We start from the raw sequence: 12,008 nt of genomic DNA on the forward strand, positions 1-12,008 counted from the left end.
ATCTCTTTTCAGGGAAAGGGAGAAATGATAAAATAATGTCAATATAAGATAAAGGGAGAATATATTATGTCAAAGGTTTTTGCATTTGTGGCAGACGGACTGGAAGAAGTAGAGTGTCTTGCAGTGGTGGATGTTTTGAGGCGTTCCGGCGTGGATACAGAACTGGTATCGGTGATGGGCCGGAAAGACATTACCGGCGCTCACGGAATCCACTTTCAGGCAGACGTTCTTTTTGAAGAGGTAAATACGGATGAGGCGGACGTACTGTTTCTTCCGGGAGGGATGCCCGGAACCAGCAACTTAAAAGCACATGAGGGATTGTCTGAAGCCATCTGCCGTGCTAATAAGCAGGGCAGGAGGCTGGCGGCCATCTGCGCGGCTCCCAGTATCCTGGGAGAGATGGATCTGTTAAAAGGACGGACTGCCACCTGTTATCCTGGCTTTGAAGACATGCTTCACGGGGCTTCCCATACGCTGCAGGGCGTAGTGACAGACGGAAATATCACTACAGCCAGAGGACTTGGCTATGCGCTGGATCTGGGCCTGGAACTGGTACGCCTTCTTTTAGGATCCCAGCATGCTGCCGGCCTTAGGGCTGCGATCCAGTACAATCAGGCAAAATAGACGGATCTGCTTAACTTTTTCAAAAAATACTAGCCTTTTTCCCGTCTCCATGATATAATGCTACATTGAAGTGTAGCGCCCTCATGGTTATGGGCGAATCACATATATTTTAAGGAGGAACCCGTAATAATGAGTGTACAGGTAGAAAAGTTAGAGAAAAATATGGCTAAGCTGACCGTTGAAGTCAGCGCAGAAGATTTTAAGGCTGCGATCAAGAAGGCTTACAACAAGACAAAGAACCGTTTTGCAATCCCCGGCTTCCGTAAGGGCAAGGCTTCTCAGGCTGTGATCGAGAAGATGTACGGTGAGGCTGTATTCTATGAGGATGCTGCTGACGAAGCGATCAACTCTACCTATGCTGAGGCTATGAAGGAGAGCGGACTGGATATCGTTTCCAGACCGGAGATCACAGTAGAGCAGATTGGTAAGGATCAGGCATTCATCTACAGCGCATTAGTTGCTGTTAAGCCGGAAGTTACCTTAGGCGAGTACAAGGGCGTTGAGGTTGAGAAGGCAGACGCTGCTGTAACTGCTGAGGATGTTGAGGCAGAGCTTAAGAGAGTACAGGAACAGAATGCAAGACTGCTGACTGTTGAGGATCGTCCGGTAGCTGACGGCGACCAGACTGTCATCGACTTTGAGGGCTTTGTAGACGGCAAGGGCTTTGAGGGCGGAAAGGCTGAGGATTATCCTTTAACCATTGGTTCTCATTCCTTCATCGATACCTTTGAGGAGCAGCTTATCGGCAAGAACATCGGTGAGGAGTGCGAAGTAAACGTTACCTTCCCAACTGAGTACCATGCAGCAGAGCTGGCAGGAAAGCCTGCTATGTTCAAGGTAACTGTAAAGGAGATCAAGGTAAAAGAGCTTCCTGCCCTGGATGATGAGTTCGCATCTGAGGTTTCCGAGTTTGATACTCTGGATGAGTACAAGCAGGATATCGAGAAGAAGCTCCAGGAGAGAAAAGAGAAGGCAGCCGCTTCCCAGAATGAAGACCGCGTAGTTGCAAAGGTAGTTGAGAATGCCTCCATGGAGATTCCGGAGAAGATGATCGACGCTCAGGTTGACAACATGCTTCGGGAAACTGCACAGCGTATGCAGAGCCAGGGTCTGTCCATGGATCTGTACATGAAGTACACAGGCATGACTGCAGATCAGATGAAGGATCAGATGCGTCCTGAGGCTGTAAAGCGCATCCAGACCAGACTGGTTCTTGAGGCAGTTGTAAAGGCTGAGAACATCGAGACTTCTGAGGAGAAGTTAGATGAGGAGATCGCAAAGATGGCTGAGGCCTACAAGATGGAGGCTGACAAACTTAAGAGCTACATGACGGACAGCGATAAGGACCAGATGAAGCAGGACCTTGCAGTTCAGGCAGCAGTTGATCTGTTAGTATCCGAGGCTAAGCTGGTTTAATCCACACAGGATGGCAGGGGGATCCCTTCTTTCGTGTGTCTGAAAGGCGCAGGAAAGGGAGGATCTCCCTGGTTTCATTTTGAAAATAAGTGTTTTATTATACAGAATTACAGGAGGATGGTTACATGAGTTTAGTACCCTATGTCATTGAACAGACCAGCAGGGGAGAGCGTTCCTACGATATCTACTCCAGGCTGTTAAAGGAGCGTATCATATTCCTGGGCGAAGAGGTAAATGATACTTCCGCAAGCATTATTGTGGCTCAGCTTCTGTTTCTGGAGGCGGAGGATCCTTCCAAGGATATCCACCTTTATATCAACAGCCCCGGCGGTTCCGTATCCGCAGGCTTTGCTATTTATGACACCATGAAATACATCAAATGCGATGTGTCTACGATCTGCATCGGCATGGCAGCCAGCATGGGTGCATTCCTTCTTGCAGGAGGAACAAAGGGCAAGCGCTTTGCTCTTCCCAATTCCGAGATCATGATCCATCAGCCCTCCGGCGGAGCCAGAGGCCAGGCGACAGAGATCAAGATTGTAGCTGAAAACATTTTAAAGACCAAGAAAAAGTTAAATGAGATCCTGGCAGCCAATACAGGCAGATCCATTGAGGAGATCGAGCGGGATACGGAGCGCGACAACTATATGTCTGCTGAGGAAGCAAAGGCATACGGCCTGATCGATGAGATCCTCACACATCATTGAGAAGAGTTAGGAGATAGGAAAGGGTAGGTATAGTATGCCAGTTAGACCAGATGACACGATCCGCTGTTCCTTCTGCGGAAGGACGCAGGATCAGGTACGCAAGATGATTGCCGGAACGGGCGACAGTAATGTATATATTTGTGACGAGTGTATTGAACTGTGCTCTGAGATTCTGGAGGAGGAGTTAGAGGGAGATGCAGAGGAGGCTTCTGTCTTAAATGATATCCATCTGTTAAAGCCAAAGGAGATCAAGGCATTTCTGGATGAGTATGTGATCGGACAGGAGGCGGCAAAGAAGGTTCTTTCCGTTGCCGTGTACAATCACTACAAGCGCGTCACCTCCTGCAGGCATATGGATGTGGATGTGCAGAAGAGCAATATCCTGATGATCGGCCCCACGGGCTCCGGTAAAACCTATCTTGCACAGACTCTTGCGAAGATTTTGAATGTCCCCTTTGCCATTGCAGATGCTACGGCCCTCACAGAGGCAGGATATGTAGGCGAGGACGTGGAAAATATTCTCTTAAAGCTGATCCAGGCGGCTGATTACGATGTAAACCGTGCGGAGTACGGCATTATTTACATTGATGAGATCGACAAGATCACTAAAAAGGCAGAAAATGTTTCCATTACCCGCGACGTGTCCGGCGAAGGCGTACAGCAGGCGCTTCTTAAAATCTTGGAGGGAACCGTTGCCAGCGTTCCGCCTCAGGGAGGCAGAAAGCATCCTCATCAGGAGCTGATCCAGATCGACACCACCAATATCCTCTTTATCTGCGGCGGCGCCTTTGACGGTCTGGAAAAGATCGTGGAACAGCGCATCAGCGCTGGCTCTATCGGCTTTAATGCTGAGGTGGTAAACCGCAATGAGATGGATATTGATGAGCTTCTGCGCAAGGTAGAGCCTCAGGATCTGACAAAATTCGGCCTGATCCCTGAGTTTATCGGCCGTGTGCCGGTAGAGGTATCTTTAGAGCAGCTGACAAAGGAAGCTATGGTGCGCATCCTGTCTGAGCCGAAGAATGCTCTGACAAAGCAGTACCAGAAGCTGTTCGAACTTGACAATGTAAAGCTTGAGTTTACCAAAGAAGCATTGGAGGAGATTGCCAGACTGGCGGTAGAGCGCAAGATCGGAGCCAGAGGACTGCGTTCCATTTTGGAAAGCGCAATCATGGATCTGATGTATGAGATTCCTTCCGATGATTCCATTGGTATCTGCACCATTACAAAGGCTGTGATCGATAAAACAGGGGAGCCGGAGTTTGTATACAGAGATATGCAGCCGGCAGCCAGAAAGCCTTTATCCGAACGGATCAGAGGAGGAAGAAACGGGGAGATCGCTTAAGGCGTACCGTTGATCGATGAAAATTAGCAAGAACATTTCAGACCGCTGCAAACCAGATTCCTGCATTTGCAGCGGCCTTTTTAAAGATACGAGGTGACAAACAGATGGAAGAACGAGTGATAACCATGCCGGTAGTGGCCTTAAGAGGACTTACCATTCTTCCGGGAATGGTACAGCATTTTGATGTAAACAGGCCCAGGTCCGTAGCGGCGGTGGAAAAGGCCATGATCGGAGATCAGAAGCTGTTTTTAGTCAGCCAGAGGCATCCGGAAATTCCGGATCCTGAGCTTAAGGATTTATACCAGGTAGGTACCATTGGAGTCGTAAAGCAGCTGGTGAAGCTGCCGGGAAAGACAGTGCGGGTGCTGGTAGAAGGGCTTGAGCGTGCGGAGCTTCTTGATTTTGATTCGCAGGAGCCCTGTCTGATCGGAGAGATCAGTTCCATGGAGCCGGAGCAGGAGGATGCAGATGACTTGGCAAAGGAAGCCATGGTGCGGATCATCCGGGAAAAACTGGAGGAGTATGGAACCGTAAACTTAAGGGCAGCCAAGGAAAACCTGCCGTCCCTTCTTCTGATCAACGACCTGTCTGAGCTGTTGGATCAGATTGCGATCCAGCTTCCCTGGGATTATACGGTGCGCCAGAATGTGCTTGAGTGCACCCTGCTTTCCGTCCGCTATGAGACCGTGCTTCAGACGCTGCTTACCGAGATGGAGGTTTACCGGATCAAAAAAGATTTTCAGGAAAAGGTAAAGGCAGATATCGATAAGAATCAGAAGGAATACATCCTCAGAGAGCAGATGAAGATCATCCGTCAGGAGCTGGGAGAGGATACTTCCCTGTCAGATGCAGATGATTATCAGGAAAAGGCAGAGAAGTTAGAGGCAGAAAAGGAAGTAAAGGAAAAGCTTTTAAAGGAAGTCGGACGCTTCCGTACCATGCCCACGGGAAGCCAGGAGGCAAATGTGCTGCGGACCTATATTGAAACCCTTTTAGAGCTTCCTTGGAAAAAAATGTCAAAAGATAATGATGATATCCTTCATGCCCAGGAAGTGCTTAATGAAGACCATTACGGCCTGGAAAAGGTAAAGGAGCGTATTCTGGAGTATCTGGCTGTGCGCAGCCTTACAAAGAAGGGCACCAGTCCCATTATCTGTCTGGTAGGCCCGCCGGGAACGGGAAAAACATCTATTGCCAGATCTGTAGCCAGAGCGCTGAATAAAAAGTATGTGCGCATCAGTCTGGGTGGCGTCCGGGATGAGGCTGAGATCCGGGGCCATCGGAAAACATATGTTGGCGCTATGCCCGGCCGTCTGGCAGAGGGACTGCGTCAGGCGGGAGTGAGCAATCCGCTGATGCTTCTTGATGAGATTGACAAGGTAAGCAGCGATTATAAGGGCGATACCTCATCGGCTCTTTTAGAGGTCTTAGACGGCGAACAGAATGTGCGGTTCAGGGACCACTACATAGAGGTGCCCATTGATTTATCCCAGGTTCTCTTCATTGCCACGGCCAACACAACCCAGACCATTCCAGGGCCTCTTCTGGACCGTATGGAGGTCATTGAGGTAAACAGCTATACGGAAAATGAGAAGTTCCACATTGCAAAGGATTATCTGGTAGGAAAGCAGAGAGAGAGAAGCGGACTGACAGAGGAGCAGATCGTATTTTCCGATAAGAGCCTGGAAAAGATTATCCACAATTATACCAGAGAGGCCGGAGTGAGAAACTTAGAGCGCCGGATCGGAGACGTGTGCCGCAAGGCCGCCAGAGGGTATCTGGAGGATAAGAAGCACAGCCGTATCCGCATCACGGAAAGCAATCTGGAAAAATATCTGGGAAAGGAAAAGATTACCTTTGAGGATGCAAATGAGGAGGACGAGGTGGGAATCGTACGGGGACTGGCCTGGACCAGCGCCGGAGGCGATACTCTTCAGATCGAAGTCAATGTGATGCCTGGAAAGGGAAATCTTTTAATGACCGGACAGCTGGGAGATGTAATGAAAGAATCCGCTCAGACGGCTCTTACCTATGTGCGTTCTATCTGCCCGGAATACGGGCTGGCAGACGATTATTTTGAAAAACATGACCTGCATATCCATATCCCGGAGGGCGCTGTGCCAAAGGACGGCCCATCAGCAGGCATTACCATGGCGACAGCCATGCTGTCTGCTGTGACAGGAAAGAAGGTTCTTGCAAAGGTAGCCATGACCGGTGAGATTACCTTAAGAGGCCGGGTACTGCCTATCGGAGGCTTAAAAGAAAAGATCCTGGCAGCCAAGATGGCCCATATTAAGAAGGTTCTTGTGCCGGAGAAAAACAGGCCGGATATCGGAGAGCTTTCTAAGGAGATCACAAAAGGACTGGAAATCGTATTTGTTAAAAACATGGAATCAGTGGTAAAGGAGGCATTTGCATGATTATTAAATCCGTAGATCTGGAAACCGTATGCGGCGTCACCAGCCGTCTGCCGGAAAATACGCTGCCGGAATTTGCCTTTGCAGGCAAATCCAATGTGGGCAAATCTTCCCTGATCAATGCCCTGATGAACCGCAAGTCCTATGCCAGAACCTCGTCCCAGCCGGGAAAGACGCAGACCATCAATTTTTACAACATCAATCAGGCGCTGTACTATGTAGATCTGCCTGGATACGGCTACGCAAAGGTTTCTCTGGAGGCCAAGGCAAAGTGGGGAAAGATGATCGAGCGGTATCTGCAGAAATCCCCCATGCTTAAGCTGGTGTTTCTGCTGGTGGATATCCGCCACGAGCCCTCTGCCAATGACAAAATGATGTACGACTGGGTGGTGAGCAATGGCTACCATCCGGTGATCATCGCCACCAAGCTGGACAAGCTCAAACGCAGCCAGGTGCCAAAGGCCGTAAAGACCATCCGCACAGGGCTGGGAATGGAGAAAGAAGATATCCTGATTCCTTTTTCTGCTGAGACAAAGCAGGGGAGAGAGGAGATATGGGAATTGATTGAGAGTGTGGCGTTGGGAACAGAAGAATAAAGAAAAAGGGACTCCCCGGCTATATCCATTCAGCCGGGGAGCCCTTTTTACAACAGCTTACTGATATTAATACAAAGATCCAATAAATCCCCACCCTGATATCACTCTCAAAGGGAAAGATAACAGGGGCAAATTCGGCGGGATCCTGATCGTAGAGATGAACAGTTGTACATTTTTTGACCGGGTCAACGATCCAATATTCACGGACGCCGGAATTTAAGTACAGGACGGGTTTTTGAACATAATCCATCCTCCGGCTGCTGGGGGATACAATCTCGATGATAAGATCCGGAGCACCGGAGCATCCACGGTCTGTCAGCTTGTCAGGATCGCAGATGACAGAAAGATCCGGCTCTACCCAGTTTTTGTCCTCACAGTCCAGATTGACAGCAAAGGGGGCGGCATAGATCTGGCAGTTTCCCCGATGTTCCTCAATGTATGTTCCAATGGTGATATACAGCTGTCCGGATATTCTCTGATGGATTCGGCTGGAAGGAGTCATGTTATAGAGCTGTCCGTCAATTAACTCTGCCCGGGTATTTTCTGGCAGATTCCAGTAATCATCCGATGTATAAAGTCTGGGTTTTAACAAAGGCATAAAATGGTTTCTTTCTGAAAACGAAATTTCCGTTTATGTTACGACAGCAGCGTATGCATAATATGGAAATAGATTTCCTGGCTTTTAGAGCGCCAGGCGCTGCACATATCCTCGGCTTGATCCTTGTCCGGAACGGACAGATCCAGACGGATCAGGACGGATTTGTTTTCCCGTACCTCGCAGTGAACGATATAGTCCTGATTGGTGCCTTTATAGAAATCAGCCGTGGTTCCTACCTCTTCACGGAGTCGGAATTTATTTTCCTTTAAATACTGATCCATGTCCTCCACAATGGCTGGGGATATATTTTTGCCGAAAAAGTTTAAGGTTTCTTCCCCCTCCTTTGTAATCTCATAGCGTGTGCTGCTGTGGCTGGCTTCCTTATGGATCAGTCCTGCTTCCTCCAGTTCATTTAGGGCCTGCTGAAGGGTAAAATAGGTAGTATATTCGTGCTCCGTAAAAAAGCTGGTCAGCTGGGCGTTGCTTAAGGGGAAGTTCACCTGCTTTAACATATACAGATTCATCAGTTTATATAGGGTCATAGGCTCAGTCAGCATATCGCGCACTCCATTGAATAAAATTGTTGCAATTCTTACCGTCTATCATACCAAGTTTAAGGGGGTAAATCAAGCTGTAGTGCAGATTTCTCTTTTAAATTATATGAAAATGTGTTATCATGAAACGTAAGCAAAAAGCATAAGAGGAAGACACAGGTGGTAGGTGTATGAGAGAACGGATCAACCGTTTGGCCAGAGGCATCGTTGACGGCGGTGTTCCGGGGCTGATGATAAAGCCTGAGCGTCTGGAAGGCTCCTTTGGGGCAGGCCAGACGGTAAAGGGCGAATTTCTTGTGCAGAGTACGAATGATCTGTACATAAAAGGACTGGTCTATTCCAGCAATGAGAGAGTACGGGCTGTAAATGAGGCTTTTGGAGGCCTTCGCAGCCATATTATATATGAGGTCGACACCCGTTGTATGGAAGATGGAGACGAAATCAAGGGATCTTTTTACCTGGTCACCAATGGAGGTGAGAGGGAGATTCCTTATTCTTTGCGCATTCAGACGGGAACCGGAGGGGAGGAACTGGCATCTTTAAAGACGGCCAGAGACTTTGCAAACCTTGCGCGGAAAAATATAGAGCTGGCTTTGCGTCTGTTTGAGTATCAGGATTTTATACAGGCGCCCTTTATGCAGGAACCGGAAGCCAGAAGCATTTACGAAGGCCTGCGGGGAAGAAACGGAAGGAAAAATCTGCTGGAAGAATTTCTGGTGGCTCTTCATGTAAAGGAGCCGGTGAGGATCAGCACAGATACATCGCCCAGATGCTATAGGGATTTGGAAGAGGAGAAGGAAGACTTTATTGAGCTGGCGCTCAGCGGATGGGGATATAAAGAGGCCGTGCTTCAGGCAGAGGGAGCGTTTATTTCTCTGGAAACGTCTTCTGTGACAGACCGGGATTTTACGGAAAACCGCTGCCAGATCCCTTATCGAATTTTACCAGATGCTCTTCACGGAGGAAAGAACATGGGGCGGATCGTGATCCGTACCCCGCGCCGGGAGTTTGTGATCCCTATTGAGGCCGAGAGAAGGAAACGCCGGGATCCATACAGGGAAACGGCAGAGGATAAAAAAGGATTTCTGGAATATATACAGAAGCGGCTCCTCTATGAACTTGCTGCTTCTACGGACAGAGAATGGGAGGAGGAGCTGCTCCAGGAAACAGAAAAGCTTCGCATTCTTTATCCAAAGGATGGCAGGGTGCGTCTTCTCAGGGCAGAGCATCTGATGCTTTCCGGACGCAAGGATACAGCGCAGGCGGCTCTTGAAGAGGTGCGGGAGGAAGTCCTGAAGGAACAGGAAAAGATGCCGTGGCTGTACTGCTATTATGAATATTTGTGTCTTTTATTAAATCCCTCAGAAAGCAGAAAGGAAGAACTGATACGTTATATAAGGAAGCATCTCTGGGAAAAGGGCAGTCCATCCCCATGGCTGCTGCTCCTTTTGATCCGTACCGATGAGACCTGTCTTCAGAATCCTCTGGATCTGTACCGTTCTATGGAAATGCTCTTTGCCAACGGGTGCAGAAGCCCGTTCCTTTACGGAAGAGCCTGCCGTCTGCTTACAGAACATCCGGTACTGTTTTTAAAGCTGGGTGCATTTGAACTTCAGGTGCTTCAGCTTGGGATCCGGGAAGGGCTTTTAGACAGGGAGACAGTTTTAAAGGCAGCAGATTTTATTTCCGCACAGAAATATTATAGAAAGCCCGTGTGGAGACTGGCAAAACAGCTCTATAAGGCATATCCGGAGCGGAAACTTTTAGAGGCGGTCTGCGGTTTGCTGATCCGTGGGGAACAAAAGACTGGAGAGGCGTTTTTATGGTATGAAAAGGCCCAGGAGGCTCATATCAACATTACAAGGCTGTATGAGTATTTCCTTTATTCCCTGCCAGACGACTATAACCGTCTGCTGCCGAAAGAGGTGCTTTTATATTTCTCCTATGATAAGACTCTGGACCGGGAGCATCGGTGCATTCTTTACAGGAATATCCTGCTGTACATGAATCCCTCGTCTGAGCTTTATCAGTCATACATTAGGGAAATGGAGCAGTTTGCCATGGAGCAGCTCTTTGCCCTGCGGATTGACAGCCGGCTGGCGGTGATCTATGAGCATATGATCTACCAGGATATGATTGATGAGCGGGCGGCAAAGGTCCTGCCTGCCATCCTTTGCTCCCGGCGCATTATTTGTGAGGAGCCCGGAATGAAGTATGTGGTCGTCCGCTGTGAAGAGCTGCAGGATGAGGAAACATATGCTCTGGAAAAGGGAGAGGCATACGTTCCGGCCCGTTCCGGCCATATGATCTTAATGTTCCAGGATGCCTATGGAAACCGGTATCTGGATGTGAAGCACAGAAAATATCCTGTAATGGATAAAAAGGAACTGCTGGACCGGTGCGCTAAACTGGCTCCTGATCATCCCATGCTGCTTTTAAGGGCCTGCTGTCAGGTGATGGGAGAAGGGATCCATACTCTTCAGGAAGCTCATATGTTAGATGAGGCAGCGCATCTTCTCCGGTTAAATCCTGTGTTTGAGACCGGACTGAGGGAACAGGTAGTGGAATTTTACTGCCGTATGGAAGAGGATGACAGGGAGGACAAAAACAGTGCAAACTGTGCCTGTCTGGTTCAGATGGATAAGGAGGATTTAAGCGAAAAGGCAAGAAAGCGGATCTGTGAGACCCTGATCGGACAGGATTTTCTCAGGGAAGCTTATGATATGATCTGCAGGTTTAAGATCACAGATATCGATGTACAGCTTCTTTCCAGACTGTGCAGCCGGATGATCTTACAGCAGCTTTTTGATCAGGACGACTGGCTTTTATCTTTTTCCTATCGTGTATTTGAAGCAGGAAAGGCAGATAGTGTGGTTTTGGATTACCTTTGCGAGCATTTTAACGGAACGGTGTCTCAGATGTACGGGATACTGATCCGGGGCGTGCAGGAGCATATCGAAACCTATGATCTGGAGGAACGGCTGCTGGCTCAGATGTTGTTTACCGGCTGCTGCGACCGCATAGATTCTGTATTTGATCTGTATATGAGCCGCAAAAAGACCAGAGAAAGTATTGTGAAGGCTTATTTTACAGAAAAATGCGCCCAGTATTTTCTGGAAGGAAAGGAAATGGATCCCAAGGTATTTGACTACCTGAAAAAAGCCGCCAGGATGAGCCTTAACAGAGAAAAGCTTCCTACGCTGTATCTGCTTTCCCTGACCAAATATTTTGCAGGGATCCCTGAAATCAGTCCGGAAGATAAAGAGCTGCTTTTATTTATGACACGTCTCCTTTTGGAGCAGAGACTCATATTTCCGTATACCAGAGACCTGTCCCGCCATATTCCTGTTCCGGAGGATATCCTGGATAAGACCATGGTGGAGTACCATGGTGACAGGGATCGGGCGCCCTGGATGGAAGTCCGTCTGCTGCCGGAAGAAACCTCTTTTCACCGGGAGGAAATGCGGAGGGTTTACCAGGGGATTTATGTAAAGGAAATGGTGCTTTTCGAGGGAGAGACGTTAGAGTACCAGATTTATGAAAGAGGGAGCCGGGGAAGGGTTCTGACAGCCGAGGGAAGGCTTACCTGCGACCATAAGCTGGATGGGAGGGAAAACAGCCGTTTTGCCTGCTTAAACCGCATGGGAGCAGCATTAAAAGAGAAAAATGAGGAAAAGCTTGCTGGTGCCATGGAGGACTATCTGAAACGGTCCGCCGTGCTGGGAAGCCTGTTTCCGGTGAAAGAATAGAT

9 protein-coding genes are annotated in these 12,008 nt (G+C 48.7%); 7 read left to right on the forward strand and 2 right to left on the reverse strand.

Annotated features, from left to right (window positions below):
• Positions 1 to 66 precede the first annotated feature (66 nt).
• The 6 genes from WKT10_RS03400 to yihA all read left to right on the forward strand — a co-directional run bounded on the left by WKT10_RS03400 (position 67) and on the right by yihA (position 7,105).
• Positions 67 to 624, forward strand: a complete 558-nt coding sequence (locus tag WKT10_RS03400) for a DJ-1 family glyoxalase III (RefSeq protein ID WP_066547711.1) — start codon at positions 67 to 69, stop codon at positions 622 to 624.
• 129 nt (positions 625 to 753) lie between these two features.
• Complete coding sequence (gene tig / locus WKT10_RS03405; protein ID WP_066547714.1) at positions 754 to 2,040, forward strand: trigger factor; 1,287 nt, start codon at positions 754 to 756, stop codon at positions 2,038 to 2,040.
• 125 nt (positions 2,041 to 2,165) lie between these two features.
• Positions 2,166 to 2,747 carry an ATP-dependent Clp endopeptidase proteolytic subunit ClpP gene (gene clpP / locus WKT10_RS03410; protein ID WP_066547717.1) on the forward strand — a complete coding sequence of 194 codons (582 nt, stop codon included), beginning with the start codon at positions 2,166 to 2,168 and terminating at the stop codon, positions 2,745 to 2,747.
• Between the two features lie 34 nt (positions 2,748 to 2,781).
• Positions 2,782 to 4,092 (forward strand): ATP-dependent Clp protease ATP-binding subunit ClpX, encoded by a 1,311-nt coding sequence (gene clpX / locus WKT10_RS03415; protein WP_066547721.1) that lies wholly within the window; start codon positions 2,782 to 2,784, stop codon positions 4,090 to 4,092.
• Between the two features lie 104 nt (positions 4,093 to 4,196).
• The gene (gene lon, locus WKT10_RS03420) at positions 4,197 to 6,512 is read left to right on the forward strand and encodes an endopeptidase La (protein WP_340275460.1); all 2,316 of its coding nucleotides are present in this window, start codon (positions 4,197 to 4,199) and stop codon (positions 6,510 to 6,512) included.
• A complete protein-coding gene (yihA, locus tag WKT10_RS03425; protein ID WP_337433806.1) occupies positions 6,509 to 7,105 on the forward strand; it encodes a ribosome biogenesis GTP-binding protein YihA/YsxC in 597 nt (198 codons plus the stop codon). The genes lon and yihA overlap by 4 nt, the downstream gene beginning before the upstream one ends.
• Positions 7,106 to 7,124: 19 nt before the next feature.
• Here yihA and WKT10_RS03430 read toward each other — a convergent pair whose 3' ends face one another.
• Positions 7,125 to 7,703: a Uma2 family endonuclease gene (locus WKT10_RS03430; protein ID WP_340275462.1), complete on the reverse strand. Its 579-nt coding sequence runs from the start codon at positions 7,701 to 7,703 to the stop codon at positions 7,125 to 7,127.
• A gap of 38 nt (positions 7,704 to 7,741) precedes the next feature.
• Positions 7,742 to 8,260: a DUF4364 family protein gene (locus tag WKT10_RS03435; protein WP_296036999.1), complete on the reverse strand. Its 519-nt coding sequence runs from the start codon at positions 8,258 to 8,260 to the stop codon at positions 7,742 to 7,744.
• Positions 8,261 to 8,427: 167 nt separating this feature from the next.
• Between WKT10_RS03435 and WKT10_RS03440 the strand changes: the two genes are divergently transcribed.
• Positions 8,428 to 12,006 carry a DUF5717 family protein gene (locus tag WKT10_RS03440; protein ID WP_340275465.1) on the forward strand — a complete coding sequence of 1,193 codons (3,579 nt, stop codon included), beginning with the start codon at positions 8,428 to 8,430 and terminating at the stop codon, positions 12,004 to 12,006.
• The last annotated feature ends 2 nt before the right edge of the window (positions 12,007 to 12,008 follow it).

The organism is Enterocloster sp. HCN-30185, assembly GCF_037890305.1.
Taxonomy (GTDB): domain Bacteria; phylum Bacillota; class Clostridia; order Lachnospirales; family Lachnospiraceae; genus Enterocloster.